This is a genomic window from Pseudomonas sp. 3-2, from assembly GCF_019710535.1.
Classification (GTDB): Bacteria; Pseudomonadota; Gammaproteobacteria; order Pseudomonadales; family Pseudomonadaceae; genus Aquipseudomonas; species Aquipseudomonas pharyngis.
In genome coordinates this window covers 836,535-860,270 of the sequence record NZ_CP081200.1, presented here as the reverse complement: position 1 = coordinate 860,270, position 23,736 = coordinate 836,535, and the positions used below count along the sequence as shown (strand labels likewise).

At 59.7% G+C, this 23,736-nt stretch carries 25 protein-coding genes and 2 pseudogenes; 13 read left to right on the top strand and 14 right to left on the bottom strand.

The window, feature by feature from the left end:
• Complete coding sequence (mexE, locus tag K3819_RS03735) at window positions 1-1,245, bottom strand: multidrug efflux RND transporter periplasmic adaptor subunit MexE (RefSeq protein ID WP_221398667.1); 1,245 nt, start codon at window positions 1,243-1,245, stop codon at window positions 1-3.
• Between the two features lie 141 nt (window positions 1,246-1,386).
• Window positions 1,387-1,665 carry a LysR family transcriptional regulator gene (locus K3819_RS03730; protein WP_221398666.1) on the bottom strand — a complete coding sequence of 93 codons (279 nt, stop codon included), beginning with the start codon at window positions 1,663-1,665 and terminating at the stop codon, window positions 1,387-1,389.
• Between the two features lie 172 nt (window positions 1,666-1,837).
• Between K3819_RS03730 and K3819_RS03725 the strand changes: the two genes are divergently transcribed.
• Entirely contained in the window at window positions 1,838-2,440 is a 603-nt protein-coding gene (locus K3819_RS03725; RefSeq protein WP_221398665.1) for a TetR/AcrR family transcriptional regulator, read from the top strand.
• Window positions 2,441-2,522: 82 nt separating this feature from the next.
• Here K3819_RS03725 and K3819_RS03720 read toward each other — a convergent pair whose 3' ends face one another.
• Both K3819_RS03720 and K3819_RS03715 read right to left on the bottom strand, forming a co-directional pair.
• Window positions 2,523-3,071, bottom strand: coding sequence for a nuclear transport factor 2 family protein (locus K3819_RS03720; protein ID WP_221398664.1), 549 nt, complete (start codon window positions 3,069-3,071; stop codon window positions 2,523-2,525).
• A 66-nt stretch (window positions 3,072-3,137) separates the two neighbouring features.
• Complete coding sequence (locus K3819_RS03715) at window positions 3,138-3,563, bottom strand: MarR family winged helix-turn-helix transcriptional regulator (RefSeq protein WP_260329026.1); 426 nt, start codon at window positions 3,561-3,563, stop codon at window positions 3,138-3,140.
• A 168-nt stretch (window positions 3,564-3,731) separates the two neighbouring features.
• On the opposite strand from K3819_RS03715, the gene K3819_RS03710 reads away from it, so the two are divergent.
• From K3819_RS03710 to K3819_RS03685, 6 genes are all read left to right on the top strand, one after another.
• The gene (locus K3819_RS03710; protein ID WP_221398662.1) at window positions 3,732-4,367 is read left to right on the top strand and encodes a glutathione S-transferase family protein; all 636 of its coding nucleotides are present in this window, start codon (window positions 3,732-3,734) and stop codon (window positions 4,365-4,367) included.
• A gap of 253 nt (window positions 4,368-4,620) precedes the next feature.
• On the top strand, window positions 4,621-5,502 hold the full coding sequence (locus tag K3819_RS03705) for an NmrA family NAD(P)-binding protein (RefSeq protein ID WP_221398661.1): 882 nt from the start codon (window positions 4,621-4,623) through the stop codon (window positions 5,500-5,502).
• A gap of 503 nt (window positions 5,503-6,005) precedes the next feature.
• Complete coding sequence (locus K3819_RS03700; protein WP_221398660.1) at window positions 6,006-6,488, top strand: isochorismatase family protein; 483 nt, start codon at window positions 6,006-6,008, stop codon at window positions 6,486-6,488.
• Between the two features lie 138 nt (window positions 6,489-6,626).
• Window positions 6,627-6,995: a DUF6124 family protein gene (locus K3819_RS03695; RefSeq protein WP_221398659.1), complete on the top strand. Its 369-nt coding sequence runs from the start codon at window positions 6,627-6,629 to the stop codon at window positions 6,993-6,995.
• A gap of 216 nt (window positions 6,996-7,211) precedes the next feature.
• The gene (rimJ, locus tag K3819_RS03690; protein ID WP_134334110.1) at window positions 7,212-7,799 is read left to right on the top strand and encodes a ribosomal protein S5-alanine N-acetyltransferase; all 588 of its coding nucleotides are present in this window, start codon (window positions 7,212-7,214) and stop codon (window positions 7,797-7,799) included.
• A 68-nt stretch (window positions 7,800-7,867) separates the two neighbouring features.
• Entirely contained in the window at window positions 7,868-9,301 is a 1,434-nt protein-coding gene (locus K3819_RS03685; protein WP_221398658.1) for a glycosyltransferase family 39 protein, read from the top strand.
• Between the two features lie 65 nt (window positions 9,302-9,366).
• On the opposite strand, the gene K3819_RS03680 is transcribed toward K3819_RS03685, so the two are convergent.
• The gene (locus K3819_RS03680) at window positions 9,367-10,188 is read right to left on the bottom strand and encodes a phosphatase PAP2 family protein (protein WP_221398657.1); all 822 of its coding nucleotides are present in this window, start codon (window positions 10,186-10,188) and stop codon (window positions 9,367-9,369) included.
• Window positions 10,185-10,856, bottom strand: a complete 672-nt coding sequence (locus K3819_RS03675) for a histidine phosphatase family protein (protein WP_221398656.1) — start codon at window positions 10,854-10,856, stop codon at window positions 10,185-10,187. Before K3819_RS03675 ends, K3819_RS03680 begins: the two co-directional genes overlap by 4 nt.
• 244 nt (window positions 10,857-11,100) lie before the next feature.
• On the opposite strand from K3819_RS03675, the pseudogene K3819_RS29650 reads away from it, so the two are divergent.
• From K3819_RS29650 to K3819_RS03660, 4 genes and pseudogenes are all read left to right on the top strand, one after another.
• Window positions 11,101-12,114, top strand: a pseudogene (locus tag K3819_RS29650) (methyl-accepting chemotaxis protein); the annotation flags it as partial.
• Between the two features lie 42 nt (window positions 12,115-12,156).
• On the top strand, window positions 12,157-13,020 hold the full coding sequence (locus tag K3819_RS29645) for a methyl-accepting chemotaxis protein (protein WP_371857340.1): 864 nt from the start codon (window positions 12,157-12,159) through the stop codon (window positions 13,018-13,020).
• Between the two features lie 471 nt (window positions 13,021-13,491).
• A complete protein-coding gene (locus tag K3819_RS03665; protein WP_221398654.1) occupies window positions 13,492-13,875 on the top strand; it encodes a DUF6124 family protein in 384 nt (127 codons plus the stop codon).
• Between the two features lie 239 nt (window positions 13,876-14,114).
• The gene (locus K3819_RS03660) at window positions 14,115-15,143 is read left to right on the top strand and encodes an AraC family transcriptional regulator (protein WP_221398653.1); all 1,029 of its coding nucleotides are present in this window, start codon (window positions 14,115-14,117) and stop codon (window positions 15,141-15,143) included.
• On the opposite strand, the gene K3819_RS03655 is transcribed toward K3819_RS03660, so the two are convergent.
• The 4 genes from K3819_RS03655 to K3819_RS03640 all read right to left on the bottom strand — a co-directional run bounded on the left by K3819_RS03655 (window position 15,140) and on the right by K3819_RS03640 (window position 19,310).
• Window positions 15,140-15,508 (bottom strand): glyoxalase superfamily protein, encoded by a 369-nt coding sequence (locus K3819_RS03655; protein WP_064593313.1) that lies wholly within the window; start codon window positions 15,506-15,508, stop codon window positions 15,140-15,142. The two genes, K3819_RS03660 and K3819_RS03655, sit on opposite strands and share 4 nt — an antisense overlap.
• Window positions 15,509-15,625: 117 nt before the next feature.
• Complete coding sequence (locus K3819_RS03650) at window positions 15,626-17,083, bottom strand: amidohydrolase family protein (RefSeq protein ID WP_221398652.1); 1,458 nt, start codon at window positions 17,081-17,083, stop codon at window positions 15,626-15,628.
• 1 nt (window position 17,084) lies between these two features.
• Complete coding sequence (locus tag K3819_RS03645; protein WP_007953817.1) at window positions 17,085-17,945, bottom strand: MurR/RpiR family transcriptional regulator; 861 nt, start codon at window positions 17,943-17,945, stop codon at window positions 17,085-17,087.
• 15 nt (window positions 17,946-17,960) lie between these two features.
• Entirely contained in the window at window positions 17,961-19,310 is a 1,350-nt protein-coding gene (locus K3819_RS03640) for a GntP family permease (protein WP_221398651.1), read from the bottom strand.
• A 257-nt stretch (window positions 19,311-19,567) separates the two neighbouring features.
• Between K3819_RS03640 and K3819_RS03635 the strand changes: the two genes are divergently transcribed.
• Window positions 19,568-19,729 carry a hypothetical protein gene (locus tag K3819_RS03635; protein WP_221398650.1) on the top strand — a complete coding sequence of 54 codons (162 nt, stop codon included), beginning with the start codon at window positions 19,568-19,570 and terminating at the stop codon, window positions 19,727-19,729.
• A gap of 135 nt (window positions 19,730-19,864) precedes the next feature.
• Here K3819_RS03635 and K3819_RS03630 read toward each other — a convergent pair whose 3' ends face one another.
• From K3819_RS03630 to K3819_RS03620, 3 genes are all read right to left on the bottom strand, one after another.
• Entirely contained in the window at window positions 19,865-20,758 is an 894-nt protein-coding gene (locus K3819_RS03630) for an NAD-dependent epimerase/dehydratase family protein (protein ID WP_221398649.1), read from the bottom strand.
• A 103-nt stretch (window positions 20,759-20,861) separates the two neighbouring features.
• Window positions 20,862-21,773 carry a LysR family transcriptional regulator gene (locus tag K3819_RS03625; RefSeq protein WP_102718609.1) on the bottom strand — a complete coding sequence of 304 codons (912 nt, stop codon included), beginning with the start codon at window positions 21,771-21,773 and terminating at the stop codon, window positions 20,862-20,864.
• Between the two features lie 60 nt (window positions 21,774-21,833).
• The gene (locus tag K3819_RS03620) at window positions 21,834-22,424 is read right to left on the bottom strand and encodes an NAD(P)H-dependent oxidoreductase (protein WP_221398648.1); all 591 of its coding nucleotides are present in this window, start codon (window positions 22,422-22,424) and stop codon (window positions 21,834-21,836) included.
• A 201-nt stretch (window positions 22,425-22,625) separates the two neighbouring features.
• Here K3819_RS03620 and K3819_RS03615 point away from each other — a divergent pair.
• A pseudogene (locus K3819_RS03615) lies at window positions 22,626-22,939 on the top strand (putative quinol monooxygenase).
• On the opposite strand, the gene K3819_RS03610 reads toward K3819_RS03615, so the two are convergent.
• Entirely contained in the window at window positions 22,929-23,693 is a 765-nt protein-coding gene (locus K3819_RS03610; protein ID WP_221398647.1) for a sulfite exporter TauE/SafE family protein, read from the bottom strand. The pseudogene K3819_RS03615 and the gene K3819_RS03610 sit on opposite strands and share 11 nt — an antisense overlap.
• Window positions 23,694-23,736 lie beyond the last annotated feature (43 nt).

Genomic DNA, 23,736 nt, shown 5'->3' with positions numbered 1-23,736 from the left:
TTATCCGCGAGGTGCAGCGGCAGATTCAGCTTTCACCAGCGCAGGCGATTTAGCTGAAGCCGGTTGATTGGAGGCATCGACTGCCTGACGCTGGCGGGCCAGTGTGGCGACCGTTTCCGGGCTGGCCATCGGGGCATCCAGAGGATCGATCACTGCGCCGGGCCGCACGCGCTGCAGGCCGTTGATGACGATACGATCTTCTTTCTGCAAGCCACTGCGCACGATGCGCAAGCCTTCAAGCTTCGGCCCCAGATCGACGCTGCGATAGACGGCTTTGTTGTCCTGATCGACCACCAGCACGAATTTCTTGCCGAGGTCGGTGCCCACCGCTTCATCTTTGATCAGCAGGCCGGGATAGGCGGCGCTGCCCACCAGTTTCAGCCGGGCATACAGACCGGGGGTGTACTGACCGTCCGCGTTGTCAAACACCGCGCGGCCACGGATGGTGCCGGTTTTCGGATTGACCTGGTTGTCGACAAAGTTCATCTGCCCGAGGTGGCTGTTGCCCTCCTCGTTCGACAGGCCCATGTACACCGGCGTGGCTTGACCGCGCTGCCCCTGGCGGGAAAGCAGGCTGTACTTGAGGAACATACGTTCGTCTGCATCGAAATAGGCGTAGACCTTGTCGGTGGAGACCACGCTGGTCAGCGCTGTGGTGTCGGCGGTCACGATGTTGCCAGCGGTGATTTCCGCGCGGCTGACGCGGCCGTCGATCGGCGCGGTGACGCGGGTGAAGCTGAGGTTTAAACGCGCCAAATCCAGCTGCGCCTGAATGGCATCGACGCCCGCCCTGGCTTCTTGCGCGGTGGTCGTGCGGGTATCGGCCAGCTCGGCGGAGATCGCGTTGCTGCTCAACAGCCGCTGGCCGCGCTGCGCTTCGTTACCGGTACGAACCAGGGTGGCGCGAGCCTGTTGCAGCTGCGCCTCGATGCGATGCACCTCATGCTCGAACGGACGTGGATCGATCTGGAACAGCAAGTCGCCCTTCTTCACCAGCGCGCCATCGGTAAAGGCAACGCGTTCGATCTGGCCCGAAACCCGTGGACGAACCTCTACGGTTTCCGGCGCTTCCAGGCGAGCGGTGACTTCATCCCATTCGGTAATGGGCTGCTCAAGCACCTTGGCGACGGTGACGTGCGGCGCCCCCGGAGCCTGAACGGCACTGGGCGCGCGCTCACACGCGGCAAGCGCCACCAGCGCCAACGCGGCAAAGGGATAACGCAAAGGTTTGAGTGACTGTTCCATGGGGTGTGTCCGCCAGACGATTTATGAATTTTCCGGATTCTCGGCCTCGCGCGAGGTCACGACGAATCGAACGGAGTGAAGTTGGCTATCATCAATAATGATAGCTATCATGTTTAAGGTCAAAAAAAGGGATCGGCCCGGTCAAACCTTGGTATTGGTGATCGCAGTACAAACGGAGTCCAGCGCCGGCCCCAGCGTCTGTGCCGCACTCAGTGCCCGCGCTGTGGGCACCATCCGGCGACCGATGCGCTCGAACAAAGGGTCGTTGAACAGCCTTCGCAGTCGCACCAGCGCCGCGCTGACGGCGGGCTGGCCCAGCGACAATTGCTCAGCAGCACGAGTGAGGTTGCGTTCCTGGATGAGCGCTTCGAATACCACCAGCAAATTCAGATCGATACTGCGCAGATCATTACGTTTCATGGGGCCGGTCCACGGGGGAATTATTGACTTGAGCTAAAGCCATGGGATCCGCGAGACTTCTGCAGATGCCTATACAGCCATTGCAGCAACTTTATATGACGAATATCATGAAAGCCAGCCCAGCTACATCGTTATGTCCAGGCGACGCCAACCTGGCCACAGGAGCAATTTCATGAAAGTGACGAAAGACCAGGCCGCAGCCAACAAAGAAGCCATCCTTACTGCAGCGTCACGGCTATATCGGGAAAAAGGCATCGACGGAATTGGTATCGGCGAGCTCTCGCGCTCGGTTGGCCTGACCCATGGCGGGTTCTACGGACAGTTTCCGGGCGGCAAGGAACAGCTCGCGTCAGAAGCGGTCAGCCGGACATTCGAGTCCAATATTCAGGATTGGCAAAATGCCAAATCCATTCCCGAGCTCGTCAAGACGTACCTGACACAAGCGCATCTGGATAACTGGACCGAGGGTTGTCCCATTCCTGCATTGGGTGCGGATGTCGCGCGTACCGGTGGCACCGTCAGCAGCTCCTTCACCAGAGGCGTCGAGCATTTAATCGACACCCTGATGGCGTTGGTTGAAGGCGAAAATCATGAAGAGAAGTACCAAGAGTCACTACGCGTCCTGTCATCGATCGCGGGTGCGATGCTGATTGCCAGAGCGCTGGATAACCCTGAACTGTCTGAGCAGTTTCTGCAATCGGTCATTAATGCCTGGCCTGTCACTCCCGCAAAAAAAGAGCGGGCTGCTAAGCGCCGCTCAAAGGATGAAGACTGACTTTACTGTCAGCAAGGGCTTCGCTATGCCGAACATGTGTGGAACGACACCCCCATCATCTTCTGCTCGACGATGGAAGGTTTTACGCTTGCTTTAGTTGGGGCATGTACTCGGCAAGCTGAACAGGATCAGTTGTCGGTGGGTTGAGCCTCGTGTTGATGGTGGAACCGCCTATGAACCGCTCGAAGACTTTCCAGCCGTGTTCAGTTCGACGCAAGCGATCCATCATTGGCGAGTAGAGCCAGATAGCGGGCAAATCATCGGGGCTATCGATGGCTTGGCCATCTCCCAGCATCGCAGCCGATTCTGGCGTGGCGTAGCGCACAAGCAAATTCTGATAGCGCACCACCACACCGTCTTCATCGACATCGACAATGTGATTGGTAGCGTGTCGGCTGACCCCTGGAATCAGATACGGATAGTCCTTCTTGAAGAACTGGCGCATCTCATCGTGACCACTAATGGTGCCATGGAAGTGATACGCGACGGCTTCTGGTAGAAAGGCATCGACCATCGCCTCCACATCCCAAGTCTCGAACCACCAATTGAGCCTATTCACGAAGTCGATCGCGCTGATTCGCTCCGCTGGATCGACAACACCCTCGGACGAAATTCTTGGAAAAGCTTTCATGAGTACTTCCTCATTTCGGGGTAAGAAAATTATCTGTGTAATTACACATTAAACATGCAAAAAAATTTACTTGCCGACGGCTTGCTCAAGAAGCGAGTTACGAATCAGTACAGCTGAGGCCTCGCCGATTTGATCCTCACGCTCACGCTGCGCAGCTTTCCAGTGGGGTTCGGCCTCTTTCAACTTTGCTCGTCCTTGCGCAGAGAGCGAGAGCTTGATGGCAGAACGCGGCCCTTCAGCATGGCTAGCGATATAACCTTCGCTCTGCAATGGCTTCAGCGCCCGAACTAATGTGGTTCTTTCCATGACCATAACCTCTGCCAAATCGGCGATTAGAATCCTGGGATGTTCATTGATCAACGCAAGAGTGGAAAACTGCGAGACAGTAAGATTCGCAGCAGACAAGTACCGGTCGTAGAGGCGGGTCAGCAGACGCGCGTGGCGTCTGGCGGCGAGACAATGACAAAGGTCGGCGCCATGGGGGCTTTTCATGACACCCATCATATGTGTAAATACACACCAGTCAAGTACAAAATTGAGGCACTGAGGCTGTGCTCAGCGCCGACGAGACACTGAGAGTGTCAGCAAAATTGCTGAAACAGTCATACATCGTCCCTAGTGGACGCATTCGCGTAACCTATTTTACGAGGCTAGCAATTTATGTCTGAGGTACGAGAGCTTTATGGCGCATCAACGGGGAACAGTCTGCGAGCTGCAATCGCCTTGGCTGAAGCGGGCATAGAATTTACCCCGAGGTGTCTTGACCTTCTCTCTGGCGATCAGCGTGCCCCAGAATATCTGGCGCTTAACCCGTTAGGTAAGGCTCCGACATTTGTAGATCACAGCGTCTCACCTACCCTTGTAATCAATCAGTCAAATGCAATCATTCAGTTCGCTGACGAACAGGCCCCTGGTCGGCTGTCGCCCCAAGGGCCGAGTGCTCAACGGTATAGGGTCTACGACCGGTTTTATTTCTTCGTCACGGATGTTATCGCCCCAAGCCACGCCGCTTTTTTTCTGCGCCAGATAGGGCAACAAGATGCATCTGCGCCACTAAACCGGCGAGCGTTGGAACATCTGATGACGGCAGACGCATTTCTCGAGGGCGGGTACATAGCGGGCGATGCCTTCTCGATGGCCGATATTTCTGCGTTTACTTTTGCAAGATCGGTTCGCGACCAAATTGATTGGGAGAAGTTGCCCCTTATGGCACGCTGGCTGGCGTTGATAGAAGCCCGACCCGCAGTGAAGCTGGGCATGCAGGCATTTGAATCCAAGCCGTCATCGCGAAAATGATCCATCAGCGCGACGACTTCGTCTTCCGGCCCCCGTTAGGGAACTCGTTCCGGTGGTTGCCAGCCCTCTCGTCAGATTGCTGACCTCCCGCCAGCCCCCGCCAGCAACGCCCCCCCTCTAAAACTTACGTGCTGAATTTCCCTAGAACTGAAGAATTCGTTGACAAAGATGATAACCATCATATAACTATATTACAGCCATCATACAAGTCATGCCCATTATGCAGTCGGAAACCAAAAGAGAGAGAAGAACGATGACAAGCCCCACCATACTCGTTACCGGCGCCGGCGGTTTTACCGGTCGGAGAACCGTTGAAATATTGCGCGAGAAAAAACACGCGGTACGTGCGCTGGTCCGCACGAACGATGATCGAGCGGCCAGACTGCGCCAATTGGGCGCCGAAGTTGTGGTCGGGGACCTGCTGGACTTGAACACGGTTCGAGCAGCGCTTGAAGGCATCAAGCGAGCTTATTTCGTTTATCCAATCGCACCTGGCTTGATTGAAGCGACTGCCCACTTCGCTCTCGCTGCTAAAGAAGCCGGGGTAGAGTCAGTTGTAAACATGTCTCAAATTTCCGCACGTCGCGTGGCCAAGAGTCACGCGGCCCTTAATCACTACACTGCCGAGCGAGTGTTTGACTGGTCGGGCCTGGATATGACGCACTTGCGACCGACTTACTTTGCACAGTGGCTGATCTACCCGCACTGGCGCAAACATATTGTTGAACACGGCGAGATTCGCCTGCCGTTTGGTTCAGGTCGTCACGCCCCGATCGCAGCAGAGGATCAGGCTCGACTGATCGCTGCCATCTTGGAAAACCCGCAATCCCACAAGGGCAGGACGTACCCGCTGTACGGTCCGGTTGAACTGAACCAGCAGGGCGTAGCTGACGAAGTCGGCAGAGTATTGGGTCGTGAGATCAAGTACGTGGCGATAACACTGGATCAGTACCGCCAGGAGTTGCAGAGCGACGGCCTACAGCCTTTCCTCATTCAGCATTTGCTGGAAGTTGCCAAGGACTACCAGCACGGCGTGTTCGAGGGTGAGGATTCCATTATTGGCAAAGTTACGGGACAGCCACCGATGACTGTTCAAGCGTTCGTGACCTTGCACAAGGAACTATTCAGCAGATAAAGCCCTTGTCGAGTTGCGATAAGCGTTGCTATAGCCAGACACCCGTAAGCCAACCTGCCTCCGGGTGTCACACGTTGCAGGGCAGTATCCCTTGTTATGGAATCTGGTAGCACAATGTCGAGCCTACTTCATGGCGTCAGGTAAACCGGTCGAAATAGAGAGCCTAAGATCAACAAAAGTTGAGTCATGACCGCTATATTGGATCAATTTCTGCCTGTCGCCCCCGGCAGCTTTACTCAGTTCACCGCTCAACTCGGATACGAAGCACGCTAGACAAAGCGGATGTGAACAGTTGTCAGCCGAATACAAGCGCGCGGCCAAGTGGCGTGCAATTTCGCAAGGTATTCCAGTTGGTATTCCAACTAAAAATCCAAACGAATCTTAATCATAAAAATCAATATGATAAAAGCCAGATTCAGATTACCCCGGCCCACCAACTCTCAACGACAAGGCCCGCCCAGTGCGGGCCTTGTCGCATCTGGAGCTTCATCCCGGGAGACCTCATGCGCCAGGCACTGCTGATCATCGACGTCCAACCCTGCTTCTCCCCGCCGCAATGGCTGATCGACGGCATTCAATCGCTAATCGGCAAATTGCCAAGCGTCGCCACAGTCGAGCGCCATGATGAAACCCGCACACCCTTCCAGCGCCAGCTCGGCCGGCACCCGGCGGTGGACGATGACAGCCTGATCGCCGCAGACCGCATCTTCATCAAATACGGCTACGCGCCATCCCCGGACACAATCGAATACCTGAAAAGCCTGAACCTGGATCGCGTGCTGGTCTGCGGCCTGCAAACCGAAACCTGCTGCCTCGCCGCCGGGTTTGCGCTGTTCGATGCCGGTTTGCAGCCGACGTTGCTCACGGATCTGACGGTGGGCTCGTCGCTGAATAGCTCGGGCGGGCTGGGGGTGCGGTTATGGGAACATCACTTCAAGCACACGCTGACGTCGGACGAACCTCATTCCTGCATGCAGGCGTCCTAGGAAATTTCCCGCAACCCGCGTCGACTTTCATGAACTGGTTCAAGATGCTTCCAAACGCTAGTCTTCGCGCTCCGCTGCAACCCGGCAGATGGTTTACCAAAGGGATTCGCCGGGAGCCTGAAACCATGGAGCCTCGTCATGAAAAAAGACAACCCAAGCCTGCCTGATCAAACACCGTCTCACGAGACCGAATCGAAAGAACCCGCTGTGCTTGCCCAGCCTCAGGAGCACGTGAGAAAGCCGCGTCGAACCCTGCCTTTCAACGAGATTTTTTCCGTGCGCACCGACGTGGACACGGCCACTCTGCTGACCCATGCCTGTGAAACCCTGGCGGCGCTCAACATGATGACGGCGAACATCGCCGATGATTTCACGGGCTCTCAGCGCAGCCGGTTGCTGGCGATCCGGCAGCTGTCGATCATGACCGAAATGCTGGTCAATCGCGCCGTGGAGAACCTTGATCCAGTGAATCTGGTGCCCCGTACGACGGTGCCTGTCGTGCACTGAAAGCGACCGTTCGTCGATGACGCAAGTCGTTCATCGACATGAACTTTTCTTCACCCCGGCGGCGGTGATGGCCGTGTACATTGGCCTCGCTCATTCAAGAAACTACGGTTCGCCCGCGCTCCTGCGGGCTTTTTTTCGGCCGCAATTTGGCGGCGATTTGTATTTTCCCGCCCACCGCGCAATTCTGGTGATCAATCCCGAGACCCGGAGCACCCGATGCCGCTGCTGACCCTGCCCTGTCAACGCCTCACGCTCGCGGTACTCGACCCGGATCAGGCGCCGCTGGAAAGCGCTTTTTACCAGCGCAATCAACGCCACCTCGCTCCATGGTCGCCGATTCGTACCACCGATTACTTTTCCACTGAACAGATTCGCCGACGCCTTGAAATACAGGCCAGCGCCTTCGAAGCCGGGCTGGCGGTACATATGGCGTTGCTGACCCCGGACGGCGCACAGATGATCGGGGCCTGCAATTTCAGCGGGATCATTCGCGGTGCGTTTCAAGCGTGTTATTTGGGTTATCACATCGACGAGGCGCATCAGGGCAAGGGGTTGATGCAGGAAGCGCTGGAGGCGGCCATCGCCTATATGTTCGAGACCCAGAACCTGCACCGGATCATGGCCAACTACATTCCCGGCAATGAGCGCAGCGCCCGGTTGCTGGAGCGCCTCGGGTTCGAGCGTGAAGGCTATGCCAAGGCGTACCTGAACATTGCCGGGCGCTGGCAGGATCATGTGCTGACGGCGCGGGTCAATCCGCGTTTCGAAACGTCGGAGCAACGCTGGTCGCGACCGCTGTCGTGACGTTCACAAATTATTAAGGATTGGCCGCGTAAGCTCGGATTTCCGCTCACTTCCGGTTGCCTGAACCCATGTCGCGTGCCGCCTCTTCCCTGCTTCTGCTTGCCGCCCTGCTGTTCTTTTTCGCCCTCGGCAACCATCAACTGCAAGGTTCCACCGAGGCCCGGGTTGCGGGCATTGCGATGGAGATGCATCTGGACAACGACTGGGTGACACCGCGTCTGTTCGGTGAGCCCTTTCTGGAAAAACCGCCTCTGAGCCTGTGGCTGGACGCCGGCGCCCTGCGGGTTTTCGGCGTCTCGCCCTGGGCGGTGCGACTGGCGTCGGCGGTGGCCGGGTTGCTCAGCGTGATGCTGCTGTATGCCATGTTGCGCCGCTTCGAACGCCCGAAGGCCATCGCCTGGACGGCGGGGATTCTGCTGGCGACCATGGCCAGTTACTGGAGCAACGTGCGCGGGGTCGGCGAGGATGCTCTGCTTGCCCTCGGCGTGACCATGACTTTGCTGGCCTTTTTTCAGGCGCAGCGAGCATCGAACCCGGGCAACTCGTTGCTGTTTGTAGTCGGGATTGCGATCGCTACGTTGAGCAAAGGCGTGCTCGGGCTGGCGATGCCGGGGGTGGTGATTTTCGCTTTTCTGTTGGCCGACAACCTGATGGACAAGCGCTTAAAGCTGACGGACTGGCTGCGTCCGGGTTTGCTGACCCTTGTCGGGCTAATCCCGCTGATGATCTGGCTCGCCGTGCTCTATCAGCGCGGCGGCGTCCAGGCCGTCAGCGAAGTGTTGCTGACCAACAGCGTCGGGCGTTTCAGCGGATCGTTCGTCGAAGCCGGGCACTACGAGCCATTCTACTACTACATCGCCAAGCTGCCGCAGGCGTTCCTGCCGTGGAACATTCTGGTGTACCTGGGCTTGTGGCATTTTCGCAAGGAGCTGAAGGCCAACCGTTACCTGCTGTTTTTCAGCCTGTGGATCATCGCGCAATTCATCCTGCTCACCCTGGCCTCGAGCAAACGCACGGTGTACCTGATGTCGATGACACCCGCAGCGGCAGTGATTGCAGCTGAATATGCGGGCGTGTTGTTCGACAGGTTGAAGGATCACAGGAACGGTTTTGTCGGACGAATCGCCCGTCACCGCCAGACAGTGGCGGCGGGGATACTGGCGGTGGTCATCGCCAGCTACCTTGGCGCCGCGCAATGGGCACTGCCGAACGCCGATAAACACCTGTCGTTCCTGCCGCTGACCGAACACATTCAGGCCCTGCAGGCGAGCGGCAATCAGGTCGCACTGTTTCAAGCCAACGAACGGGTCGGCGGCGCCAGCGTGTTCTATACCCGGAGCGTCCTCAAGGGCCTGGACACCGATGCGCAATTGAAGGACTTCCTCAGCGCCTCGCCATCGAATATCGCCGTGATATCGGGAGACAGCGAACCCGCCGCCCCGCTGAAAGTCCACAAGACCATGATGGTCGGGCGCCAGGCGTATTACTTCGTCGGCTATTGAAACCACAACAGCACAAACAAAAAACCCGCCGGTGATGGCGGGTTTTTCATTTCAGCGGCGAGACCTTAGAGAGAAACCTCAGGCTGTGCGCCGAACACCTTCCGCTCTCGCTTGCTCAACACCGGCAACTCCAGACGAGCCCGCCCGTAAAACGCCAGCGCCGTCAGCAAACACGCCAGCCACACAAAGATCCCGGCCCAGAACGTGTGGGACATGTAGTGCCAGCCCTGTAGGACTCGCGTAGTGCCGTAGACAAAACCGAGCAGCAGCGAGCCCCACAACAACGCGCTGGAGAAGCGCCACTGATAACGACGCGCCACGAAATACAGCGCCAGCATGGTGAAGCCACCGGAAGCATGACCGCCCGGCCAGCAACGCCCTTCGCCCGCTTCGTGGAACAGCTGGAAATTGTTGTACCACTCGATGTGCGGCATCTTTCCGCCGTACAGCGTGGTCTCGATCGGGCAGTAGACGCTGGTGTGTGCCTTGAGGAAATGGATCACCCCGGTGCAGACCGCGAAAGCCACCACCACAAATAGAAAATCCCTACGCTGCTCGGCGGCAAAGCGCAGCACCGGGGCGACTTTACTGCGCTCGAGAAACCCGCCCAGACGCGGATGCTTTTGCGGTTTCACCAGCGGCCAGACAAACGACAACATGGCGCCAATCAAGGCGATTTCCGCCGTCCAGTTCGGAATGATCCGCGCCCACTTGTGGGTCAGTTTTTCAAAGAAGTGGATCTTGTCGAGCGGGAACGTGTGGGTCAGAGGATCGAACAGCAAATTGCTGAAGGCGATGTCGATGTTGGTCATGTCGAACATCAGGAACACCAGCGCGGCACACAGCAGCGGGATGCCGAAGTTGTAAGCGTAAAAGCGGGATTTCATCGGGTGGTCACCGTGCGCCAGTCGGAGGCTTCAATGAAGCCGAGCATCTGTGGGGCCGCCGGGCTGGCGGCGGAAACAAACAGCGATGCGCCGTATCCGAGGGTCGAGGCCGGCACCTTGAGGTCTTTTTCCAGCTGCGCCATGCATTCGCTGTGGGTCACCAGAATCAGGTTGCGTCCCGGGACTTTGTGCGCGAGCGCGTCCTGCAGCATCCGGCCCTTGCAACTGATCAGCCAGTCTTCGCCGGTCGCCGCCTTGTTGAACATGTAGCCGGCGGTCTGCACCGTGCGCACCATCGGGCTGTTGTAGACGTCGGCCTTGTCCAGGCCCAACTGCTCGAACTGCGCGCCGACGCTCACCGCGACACTGCGCGAGCGATCGGTGATGCCATCGTGGCCGCTCAGGCAAGCGGCTTTCGAGTGGTCGCAGCGCTCGACGTGTCGCACCAGCACGATGATTTCGCCTTTGCTCCAACCGTCCTTCAGCGCCTGCGCCCCGGCCACATTGCCGTGGGCAAGGTCCGGCACCGCCGCCGGGGCGAGCAGCCAGAGGGTCAGCGGAATGACCAGCACCGAGGCCGCCAATACCACCCAGGTGTTTCGAAAACGGGCCAGACCGCTCAGATCAATCGAGCGTTTGACGCCGAACAGACTCAGTCGCAATTCCACAAAAAGCCGCCATCACTTGTCATTCGATGCGGCGAGGTTAGAGAGCACGGCGTGGGCAGCCAGTGAAACCCATGTGAAAAAAGTCTTGTGAGTGCCTGTTACAAATTCCGTAGGACAAAATCCTTTCAGCTCTCGGATTTGCGGCCGATACAGTCCTGCTTACACCCTTGCTGGCGCAAAAAAACAACAATCTTCCAGCCTGACCGACGATCAAGACGCACAACGTTTTTCTGGAGGATTTTTGATGAATAGCTGGTTCGGCAACATCAGCGTGAACCTGAAACTCGGGCTCGGATTCGGCCTCGTCCTGGCCCTGACCTGCATCCTGGCACTCACTGGCTGGACCAGCCTGGGCGGCCTGATTGACCGCAGCAACTGGATGAGCGACATCACCCAGCTCAACGCTGGCCTGACCAAACTGCGCGTGGTGCGCCTGCAATACATGCTGACCAACGGCGACGAAACCGCCGCGCAGAACGTGCAGACCACCCTCGACGGGTTCGCCGCCCAACAGCAGAAGCTGATCAGCAGCTTCAAGAGCCCGGAAAACGTCAAGCTGCTCAAGGAGCAGGCGGCGACCATCGCCGAGTACCAGACTTCGCTCAACAAGATGCGTAACGCCTACCGCACCGGCAACACGGCGCGCGACTCGATGGCCTCCAGTGCCGCGACGGCCTACGGCCTGATCGAAGCGCTGAGCAACCGCGTCCAGCAAATGCCGTTGAGCGATGAGCGTTTCGAGCAGTTCCAGGCCGTCACCGCCGCCAAGGAAGCCTTTATCCTGGCGCGCTACGAAGTGCGCGGCTACACCGCCACCGCCAACGCCGAGACCGAGCAGAAAGCCGTCGGCCAACTGGACGTGGCCATCGCCAGCCTCAAGCCACTGAACATGCATTTCGCCAGCACCCAACAGGACGCCCTGCGTCAGCTGGAAACCGCACTGACCAACTACCGCAGCGCCTTGCAGGCCTTCAAGAACGCCAACACCGATGCGGTGCAGGCGCGCAAGGAAATGACCGATCAGGGCACGACCATCGTGAGCCTGAGCGAGCAGCTGTATCAGATCCAGCTCGATCGCCGTGACGCGGAAAGCGCCCAGGCCCGCACCCTGCAACTGATCAGCACCCTGCTGGCGTTGCTGGTGGGTATCATCGCTGCCTTCATCATCACCCGTCAGATCACCCGTCCGCTGCAGGAAACCATGGCCGTGGTCGACCGCATCGCCAGCGGCGACCTGAGCCAGAACGTGATCGTCACCCGCCGCGACGAACTCGGCGTGTTGCAACAAGGCATCGCGCGCATGGGCGTGACCCTGCGCGACCTGATCAGCGGCATCCGCGACGGCGTGACCCAGATCGCCAGCGCCGCCGAAGAACTGTCGGCCGTGACCGAACAGACCAGCGCCGGCGTGAACAGCCAGAAGGTCGAGACCGATCAGGTCGCCACCGCGATGCACGAGATGACTGCCACCGTGCAGGAAGTCGCGCGCAATGCCGAAGAAGCCTCGCAAGCCGCAGCCGCCGCTGACGGCGAAGCCCGTGAAGGCGACAAAGTGGTGAACGAAGCCATCGCCCAGATCGAGCGTCTGGCCAGCGAAGTGGTGCGTTCCACCGAAGCCATGAGCGTGCTGCAACAGGAAAGCGACAAGATCGGCAGCGTCATGGACGTGATCAAGGCTGTGGCCGAACAAACCAACCTGCTGGCCCTCAACGCTGCCATCGAAGCCGCCCGTGCCGGTGAAGCCGGTCGCGGTTTTGCCGTGGTCGCCGATGAAGTCCGTGGCCTGGCCCAGCGCACGCAGAAATCCACCGAGGAAATCGAAGGCCTGGTGGCCGGTCTGCAGAACGGCACGCAGCAAGTGGCCGCCGTGATGAACAACAGCCGCGCCCTGACCGACAGCAGCGTCGCCCTGACCCGCAAGGCTGGCGACTCGCTGGAAAACATCACCCGCACGGTGTCGAACATCCAGTCGATGAACCAGCAGATCGCCGCAGCCGCCGAACAGCAGAGCGCCGTGGCCGAAGAAATCAGCCGCAGCATCATCAACGTCCGCGACGTGTCGGAGCAGACGGCGGCGGCGAGTGATGAGACGGCCAAGTCCAGCGTTGAACTGGCGCGGTTGGGTGGGCAGTTGCAGCAGATGGTGAGCCACTTCCGCGTGTAAACCCTGCACACGAAAACCGATGTACAAAGAAGGGCAGCTGAAAAGCTGCCCTTCTTTTTTACCCGGAAAATTGCCAACTTCAGGAAGTGGATGACGCGCTCTGAAACGCAATTACACACGGTTGGCGATTGGTGTTTAATGACACGCCGTGATACGTCCCGAAGCCCACAAAACCTTGCGCCGTTGCCTACGGCTACGCCAGAATCCGCCGGCTTGTGCGCCTTGGGCTGGCTGCGTAATTTGATTGCGTCACTGATTTCCAGTGACCGAACTTAGCGGTTCGGAATGTCCCCCAACGGTTGCACATGTCGAATCCAGTCAGGCGCAAGCCTGCACTTGATGGTGGCTGTGCGCATGGCACCTTCGGGTGCGCCGGGTTTTGGGTGACTTACCGGTCCGCTAACTTGCGCACAGCTGCCACCCTTTTGCTTAGCGGCGAAAAGGTGCGGCCTAACCAGAGGTTAGTCACCCATGTTCAAGGTAACGCCAAACCCACCGCTCACCGAACCCACAGTCATCCCGGATCCGGCATCCCCCTACGAATGCCCCGGTTCGAAACGCTTCAACGAAGCCGCCGAACGCGCCCTCGATTATCACCTGGGCCCACTCAGCGCCCACATCATGGCCGCGCCCTACAAACCCAACACCCTCTACCAGGCTCACCCCGAAGCCGATACCGAATCCCTGCTGGTGGACGCCAGCGAATCCCTCGGCTCCGCCACCGTCATGCTCAACAATCATGTGGCGCTGGTCGAGGGCAGCCACCGCAAGACCCTGCAAGGCATCGCCCAGATCGTGATGATCGCCGAACTGGCCGTTAACCGTGCGCTGGACAAGGTCGTGCCGACGGATTGATGCGGGAGATGGCGAGTGCGGTGCGCTCGCCGCTTCTTCTTGATCGTTCAATGACAAAGCCCGCAGGACGCGGGCTTTGTCACAAAGACTTAAGGCTTGTCTCGCTCAAATTCTCCAAGGGTTGATCACCTCAACCCCCAACGTCGCGCAAGCGTCAGCCATTTACTTTATTCGCGGATTCAAATTACCTTTCAGAGCGCTCATCCGCCCCCGGCGGCCTCGATCAAGAGGATTCGGTCATGCAATCGCTCGGCTTCACCTCCGTCCCACCGCTGCTCAAGTACCTGCGCCATGCCGAACACCTGGGCATGGCCATCGAGCCTGCGTTGGCGGCGGCCGGGTTGCAGGCGCAGCAGTTGAGCGACAACAGCCTGCGCTTGCCGGGGGAAACCCATGAGCGCTTGCTCGATTACTTTTGCGAACACTCGGGCGATCCGCTGTTCGGCCTCAACGCGGCGAATTTCGTCCTGCCCAACTCGTGGAGCGTGCTGGGTTACATCACCATGAATTGCGCGACATTGGGCGATGCCATGAGCCGCATCATGCCGTTCGAAAAACTGGTGGGCGACATGGGCGTCAGTCGCGCCGAGGTGCACGACGGCCACGTGCACCTGATCTGGAGCTGTCGCTTTGAGCGTCCGCGGATTCGCCGGCATCTGGTGGAAAACGTGCTTGGCTCCTGGCTGCAATACGCACGCTGGATCGCCGATACCCGACTGTCGCCGGCCGCGGTGTGGCTGGAGCACTCGATCCCGGCGGACACGACGCTGGCGCAGTACGAACAGTTTTTCGAATGCCCGGTACTGTTCGATCAGGCGTATTCCGCGTTGATCGTGCCGTTGCCGTATTTGCAGTTGCCGTTGCGCCAGGCCGATGCACATTTGCTGCGCACGCTGGAAGAACACGCGCAGAGTTTGATGGCGACGCTGGAGGATGCTTCGCTGGAGCAGCGGGTGAAAAGCACCCTGCGCCAGTTGCTCAAGGAAGGCCTGCCGCGCAAGGAACAAGTGGCAGAACATCTCGCCGTGTCGGTACGCACGCTGCAACGCCAGTTGCATCAGGCCGGCACGTCGTATCAGCAGATTCTCGATGAACTGCGCCAGGAACTGGCCGAGCATTACCTGCTCAACAGCACCCTGCCGATTCAGGACATCGCCCAGTATCTGGGCTTCAGCGAATCACGCTCCTTTCACCGCGCCTTCAAGAGCCGACGCGGGATGCCGCCCGGTGAGTTTCGGCACATTCACCGGGTCTCGAACGACGGCTAGAGGCTGATCGCGTTGGTAAACACCAGACGATTGCCGAACGGATCGGCGATGGTCATGTCCTGGCTGCCCCACGGCATGGCCTGAATCTGTGGATGCGAAAACGTGTATTCCTTGGCCAGCAACTGCTGCTGAAACGCCTCCAGCTCATCGGTCTCGATCCGCAGGGCCGAACCCGGTGTTGCATCGCCGTGGTGTTCGGACAGATGCAGCACGCACTCGCCGCGCGAGACCTGCAGGTACAACGGGAAACCGGGTTCGAAACGATGCTGCCAATCGATCTTGAAGCCGAGGAAGTCGACGTAGAACTCCACGGCTTTGGCTTCATCGAAAATCCGCAGGATCGGGGTGGTTTTGCCGAAGCTCATGGGTTGCTCCCTGACTGATTGGCCCCAGAGTGTAGCCGGGGTGGATGTCAGCAATTCGGCTTGGTGATGGCTTTCTTTAATTGCAATGTGCCATCACCGTGACGCAGTCAGCAAAATTCAACGAAAGCCGTCGCGCAGATCGCCCTGGCGCGCCAGGAAACGCCCTGCTGTTTGCCCGTTGGCCCGGCCGTCACGATAACTCAACACACCATTGATCCACACCCCGTCGATGCCTTGGGCGGCACGTTGCGGGTCGTTGAAATCCGCCACGTCGCGCACGGTCGCCGGGTCGAACAACACCAGATCCGCCCAGTGGCCTTCACGAATCTCGCCCCGTTCCTTCAGACCGAATCGCGCGGCCGACAGACCGGTCATCTTGTGCACCGCGGTGTGCAGCGGAAACAGCCCGACATCACGACTGAAATGTCCGAGCACCCGTGGGAAAGCTCCCCACAGGCGCGGATGGGGGAACGGGTCTTCCGGCAGGCCGTCGGAGCCGACCATCGACAGCGGATGAGCGAGGATCCGGCGCACGTCGTTCTCGTCCATCCCGTAATACACCGCGCCCGCCGGTTGCAGGCGTTTGGCGGCGTCGAACAATGACAGGTTCCATTCGGCGGCGATATCCATCAGGTCACGACCGCCCATGTCCGGATGCGGCGTCGACCAAGTGATGGTGATGCGGTGGGCGTCAGTGACCTGCTTCAGATCCAGGGTCGAAGAGCTCGCCGCATACGGATAGCAATCGCAACCGACCGGGTGAGTTTTCGCCGCGGCTTCCAGCGAGGCGAGCAACTGCGGACTGCGCCCCCAGTTACCGGCGCCGGCACATTTGAGGTGGGAAATGATCACCGGCGACTGGGCGTGGCGGCCGATGCGGAAGGCCTCGTCCATTGCTTCCAGCACCGGTTCGAATTCACTGCGCAGGTGGGTGGTGTACACCGCGCCGAACGCATTCAATTCTTCGGTCAATTGCATGACTTCATCGGTGGATGCCGAGAACGCACTCGCATACGCCAGCCCTGTGGATAACCCAAGGGCGCCCGCCTCCAGGCTTTCACGCAACTGCTCGCGCATGGCGCTGATTTCATCGTCAGTGGCGGTGCGAAACAGATCATCGAGGTGATTGCTGCGCAGCGCCGTGTGCCCGACCAGCGCCGCGACGTTCAGCGTGGTGTTGGCTGCTTCGACCGCTGCGCGGTAATCGCTGAAACGTGGATAAACAAACGCCGCTGCAGTGCCGAGCAGGTTCATCGGATCCGGCGGATTGCCGCGCAAACTGACCGGCGCGGCACTGATGCCGCAGTTGCCGACAATCACCGTGGTCACGCCCTGGCTGAGCTTCGGCAGCATCTGTGGCTGGCGGATCACCACGGTGTCGTCGTGGGTGTGCACATCAATGAAACCCGGCGCCAGCACACGGCCGGCGGCGTCGATTTCATCGGTGGCGCGGGCATCGCCCAAGTCGCCGATGCGCGCGATGCGGCCGTCGAGGATCGCCACGTCGGCGGCGTAACCGGGGCTGTTGCTGCCGTCGATGACCAGGGCGTTGCGAATCAGGGTGTCGTACAGCATGTCAGTCTCCCAGCGGCAGGTGATCGTCGCCGCCACGGTATTCGTCCAAGGCGAGTTTGATCCGCCGCAGACGTTCTTGATTGTCTTCAGGATTGGCCAGTGCCAGCTCGGTGGCCAGCACGTCGATGGCCAGCAGCATGCCGTAGCGCGCCGCCGTCGGTTTGTAGATGAACGAGGTCTCGGCGCCTTGCAGCGGCAGGACGATGTCGGCCAGTTCCGCCAGCGGCGAGTCGGCGCGGGTGATGGCGAGAATCCGTGCGCCGTAGTTGCGCGCCAGCGCTACGGTCTCCAGCAACTCCGGGGTGATGCCGGTCAGCGAACAGACGATCACCACCTGCTCGGCGCTGAGGCTGGCGGCGGTGACACGCATCATCACCGCGTCGTGGCACACCGCAATCGGGTAGCCGAGACGCACCAGTCGCACCTGCAACTCATCGCTGCACAGGGTCGAGCAACCGCCAATGCCGAAGGCGTGGATCATCCGCGCCTGGCCCAGCAGTTTCACCGCATCGGCGAAGCGCGATTCGTCGAACGCCGCCAGATGCTGGCGAAGCGTGGTTTCAATATCGCCGACGATCTGCCCGTAAAACGCCGACTGTTCGGGCGTGCCCGCCGGGTCGAGAAAACGGCTGCCGACGCCGCTGGCCTGGGCCAGTTGCAGTCGCAGATCGCGCAGGTCGCGACAACCGACGGTGCGGGCGAAGCGCGACAGCGTGGCGGTGCTGACTTCGGCCCGCTGCGCCAGCTCTTCGAGGCTGGCGGAGGCGGCAAATCCTACGTCGTCGAGCATCAGACGGGCGATGCGTCCTTCACCGGCGCTGAAGGAATCCTGACGGGCGCGGATCTGATAAAGGATGTCCATGGCGGATAACTCCGACTACAGCAGGTAAGAAAGACCGACGGTCAGGGCGAAAGCGACAATCGAGATCAGGGTTTCCAGCACCGTCCAGGTCTTGAACGTCTGGGCCACGGTCATGTTGAAGTATTCCTTGATCAACCAGAAGCCGCCGTCGTTGACGTGGGAAAAGATAACCGAGCCCGCGCCGGTCGCCAGCACCAGCAGTTCCGGGTGGGGATAACCCAGACCGATGGCCACCGGCGCGACCACGCCGGAAGCCGTGGTCATCGCCACGGTCGCCGATCCGGTGGCGATGCGCATCAACGCGGCGAACAGCCAGCCCATGATCAGCGGCGACAGGTGAAATTCGTGGGCCAGGCCGACGATCTGATCGGTGACGCCGGCGTCCACCAGAATCCGGTTCAGCCCGCCACCGGCGCCCACCAGCAAGGTGATGCTGGCGGTCGGTGCCAGGCATTCGTTGGTGAATTTGAGGATCGATTCGCGGTTAAAACCCTGGGCAATGCCGAGCGTCCAGAAGCTCAACAGCGTCGCCAGCAACAGCGCGATCACCGAGTTGCCGATGAACAACAGGAATTGATTGAAAGCGCTGCCCGGCGTGGCAATCAGGTTGGCCCAGCCGCCGATCAGCATCAGCACCACCGGCAACAGAATGGTCGCCATGGTGATGCCGAAACCCGGCAGGCTGTCGAGGGGTTCGCGTTCGAGGAATTGTTTTTCCAGCGGGTTATCCGCCGGCAACTGAATGCGCGGCACGATGAATTTGGCGTACAGGGGGCCGGCAATGATCGCCGTCGGAATGCCGATGGCAATTGCGTACAGCAAGGTCTGCCCGACCGATGCCTGATAGGCCTGCACCGCCAGCATCGCCGCCGGGTGCGGCGGCACCAGCGCATGCACCACCGACAGCCCGGCGACCATCGGCAGACCGACCATCAGAATCGACACGCCCACCCGCCGCGCCACGGTAAAGGCAATCGGCACCAGCAACACGAAACCGACTTCGAAAAACAGCGGCAGCCCCACCAGAAATGCAATGCACACCATCGCCCAGTGCGCGTTCTTCTCGCCAAAGCGCTCGATCAACGTGCGCGCCATCTGCTCGGCCCCGCCGGACTCGGCCATCATCTTGCCGAGCATCGTCCCCAGCGCCACCACCAGCGCAATGTGCCCCAGCGTCTTGCCCACCCCGGCCTCGTACGCCCCCACCACCCCGGACGGCGGCATCCCCGCCACCAGCGCCAGGCCAATGGAAATCAGGGTGATGACAATGAACGGATTGAGCCGGTAACGGGCGATCAGAACGATCAGGGCGATGATGGCAACGGCGGCGTACACCAGCAGCCAATAGCCGAAGGACGGTGTCATGCGGTACTCCTCGAAAGGGTCACGTTCGAATGGGTTGTGAAACTCATAAATCATTTCGAGATCGAGTTTTCAAACGAAGTGAAAGTAATTTTCGTGGAGGGATAAGGCTTGTCGTTTTTGGATATGTCTTGTCGCGAATAATGAAAATCGCGGGGTGGGATTTTCATGACCCGGCTGAAGGTTTCGCCCGGGCCACAAGGTTTTCAACATCAGTCCAGGCGCTATACTCGGCAGACGCTTTCTATCGAGTTCCTGCCATGACTGCTTCGCGCCGCCGCCCCAACAAGCTCACTGCCGAAGCGTTGATACGCGCGATTGCCAGCTCGACAGCCATCGAAACGGGTCAGAGCGTTGAATCGATTGAACGCAAGCTGAAGCTCAAGGACAGCAAGTTTCTGCATCTTTCTCTGGCCGAATAGAGTCGTCATACAGTTTCTGAAAAAGTGGCGAATTCACTCAATCTCGGCGCCAAGACAAATCCAAAAACACAAACGGCTGCCCAAAGGCAGCCGTTCACAGGTTAGTCGCAAAGCCCTCTCGGGTTTAATCAACCCTCACACCATTTCGTTACGAATCCATTCAACCACCGACGTGCGCTTCGGCGCCCAGCCGAGCAGTTCGCGGGCGTGTTTGCCGCGTACGCGGCTGTTGGAGCCGAGGCCGTAGTTGGCCATCTCGTAGCCCCACTCGGCTTCGGCATCTTTCAGTGGCCAGTCTTGTGGCTCGCCGAGGTTCAGGGCCTGGGCCATGGCGGTGGTCATGTCGATGAACGACGCTTCGCCGCTTTCGACGAAGTAGAAGGTGCCCGGGACGTTTTTAGTCAGGGCCAGCAGGTACAGCGCCACCACGTCTTCGATGTGCACGTTGGACCAGATGTTCTGACCGGTGCCGACGTGACGAACCACGCCGCTTTTACGTGCCTGCTTCAGCAGACGCGGCAGCTGCACGCTGTCGCGATTGACGCCCAGGCTGTGGCCGTAAATCAGGGTGTTGCAGATGACGGCCGAGTTCACGCCGTCCTGCGCGGCGGCGAGGATCAGGTTGTCGATGGCCACCCGTGCGGCCTTGTCGACGGTCGGCTCCGGCAGGTTGTCTTCGAAGTAGATGACGTCGCTGGATTTGCCGCCGGACGCATCGCCGACGATGCTCGAACCGCTGGTGTGCAGGAACACTTTGTTCGAGCCGCGCAGGGCATCGAGCAGGGCTTCGACCGCACCGCGATGGTCGCTGCTGGCGGCGTTGATCACGGCGTCGGCGGCGCGGGCCTGTTCGGCCAGCAGTGTCTTGTCGTCGAGGGTGCCGAATACCGGGGTGATGCCCAGCGCTTTCAGCTCATTGGCCTGTTCGGCGCTGCGCACCAGACCGGTGACGGTGTGGCCGGCCTGGACCAGAGCGGTGGCGATGGAGCCGCCGATAAAACCGGCAGCGCCGGTGACGAATACGTTCATGGAGAAACTCCCTGCGTGAGTAAGTGATGGAGCGAGTATCGACCGGCGAGTCCTGTGGAAAAACCCGCCCAAAACCAAATCACTGTTGCGCAGGGATCACGAATCAGCCCTTGAAATCAGCGCTGGCGTAAGCCGCCAGTTTGCTCTGGATGAAGTCCAGGAAGCACTGGATGCGCAGCGCCAGCTGCGAGTTGCGGTAGTACACCGCGTTGATCGGCTGGCGATAACCGCTGTTGAATTCCGCCAGCAACACCTTGAGGCGCCCGGCGCGAATGTCGTCGATGGTCATGAAGTGCGAGAGGCAGGCGATACCCTGCCCCTCCAGCGCCAGATGGCGAACCGTCTCGCCGCTGGAGGCGCTGATTGCCGGGGTGATCGGCCAACGGTCGCCGTGAACGTAACGCAGCGGCCACTGGTTGAGGCCTTCGTTCTGGGTGAAACCAAGCAAGGTGTGTTCGCTCAGATCGGCCACTTCCTGCGGCGCGCCGTGCTTCTCAAGGTACTCGGGGCTGGCGACGATCAGCAGCGGACTGCAACCCAGCGAGCGGGCATGCAACGTCGAATCGGCGAGGGTGCCGATGCGGATAGCGACGTCGGTGCTTTGTTCCAGCAGGTCAATGATCAGGTCATTGCTGTTGAGTTCGAGCTGGATGTCCGGGTACAGCCGGCGGAATTCGTCGATGTACGGCACGACGGCGTGGAGCATGAACGGCGACGCGGCGTTGATCCGCAGTCGCCCTGATGGCGTCTGCTGGCGCGAAGACAGGCGCTCTTCGAGCTGGTCCATCTGGTCGAGGATCAGCTTGGCCTGTTCGAAGAAGTACTTGCCCTCCTCGGTCAGGTCCATGCGCCGAGTGGTGCGGTTGATCAGCGTGGTGTCGAGCTTGGCTTCCAGTCGCGACAGCGTGCGGCTGACCGCCGACGGCGTCTGTCCGACCTGCTCGGCGGCGGCGGAAATCGAACCGCATTCGATCACGCAGACGAAAATCTGCAACTCATCGGATCTGGCTTTCACGGGTGTCCTCGAATCGAAAGGCCTGCTGCGCAAGCTCAGGCCTTCGATAGTAGCCGAGCGTCAGGCCTTGAGGCCAAACACCTCGGTCAGATGCTGCTCGTAACGCGCCACGTCGGCCTCAATGTTCGGGCGTTTCATCACGTCCACACAGAGGAAGGTCGGCAGGCCGGTCATGCCGAGAAACTCGTTGGCCTTGTGGAACGGAAAGTACACGGCGTCCACGCCTTTGGCTTCGAAGAAGTCGGTCGGGTCATCGAACGCCTGCTGCGGTGCGTTCCAGGTCAGCGACAGCATGTATTGCTTGCCGTGGATCAGACCGCCGCTGCCGTACTTCTGCGAAGAATCCGAACGGGTGCGACCATCGCTGGCATAGAGGCTGCCGTGGCCTTCGGTGAAGACTTCGTCGATGTACTTTTTCACGGTCCACGGTGCGCCCATCCACCAGCCCGGCATCTGATAAATGATCACGTCGGCCCATAGGAATTTGGCCACTTCTTCGGCGACGTCGTAACCCTCGTCGATGAAGGTGGTCTTGACGTCGAGACCGCCACGATCCAGCACGCTCAACGCCGCTTCGTGCAGGGTGGCGTTGTAGCGACCGTCGGAGTGGGCGAATTTTTTACCGCCATTGAGCAACAGCACTTTTTTCATGGGAGAGCCTCGATCGGATTCCGATGCGCAGCGCAGAGCGCTGGATGGAGAAGGGGAAAAATGGAATGGCGGCAGATTAGCGATCCGTCTCGCGCGGAATAAGCACCGATGGCGCAAAAATCATTTGAGTAAAACGCACGAATCGATTGCCGATTGTTGCCGTAGGATTGGCCGCCATCTAAATCTGAGGAGTTTTTTGCGATGAGCGAACGCCAGGGTTTCATCCTGCACGCCAAGACCCGCCCGGAAAAAGCCGAGGCTTTCGAAGCGTTTTCCGCGCCTACGTCGAGCCGAGCCGCGCCGAACCCGGCTGCATCGAGTACCACATGCTGCGCGACAAGGAAGACCCGAGCCTGTTCATCTTCTACGAGATCTGGGAAAGCCAGGCGCATCTGGACGTGCACTCGAACCTGCCGCACATGCAGCAGTTCCTGGCCCAGCGCATGGAATACCTGGAGCGGGATTTTGATATCCGCCCGATTGAAATGCTCAGTCCGTCGTCCGCTAACCGCTGATCAGCAGATGGGCGCCGAGCGCGCCCAGACCGATGAAAAACACTCGCTTGAACAGCGCGGCGCTGATGCGCTGGCGCAGCCATTGGCCGAGCCACATGCCGAGGACAGCGGGGATCAGCGCCAGCAGCGAAGCACTCAGTTCCGTGCCGCCGAGCGACCCGCGCCAGAGCAATCCGCCGGCCAGCGCCAGGGTCGATACGGTGAAGGACAGCCCCAGCGCCTGCACCAGTTCATCACGGCTCAAGCCCAGGGCCTGCATGTACGGGACGACGGGAATCACGAACACCCCCGTCGCCGAAGTGATGACGCCGGTGATCACGCCACACAACGGCCCCAGCCATGGTTCATGGCGGCGACTGACACTCAGCGTCGGCAGGAACAATCCGCTCAACGCATAGAGCAATAGCGCCGCGCCAAGTCCGCGCACCACCCAATGCCCGCCTGCCATGCCGATCCACAAGGCGCCGATGGCCGTGCCGAGGAAGATCGCCAGCAGCATCGGCCACAGCCGTTTCACCAGCCCCTGCAAATGTCCGCCGAACGCCAGTTGCCAGACGTTGGTGAGGGTTGCCGGAATGATCAGCAACGCCGCAGCCTGCGACGGTGCCATAGCCAGACCGAGCAGCCCCATGGCGACGGTGGGCAGGCCGAGGCCGATCACGCCCTTGATCATCCCGGCGACGACGAAGGTCGCCATCACCAGCAATGACAGGGCCAGACCGAGGTTTTGATAGAAATCTGCGAGTGCGTTCATGGCGATACTGTGCGCCTGCGAGGATCAACTGAAAATCTGTCAT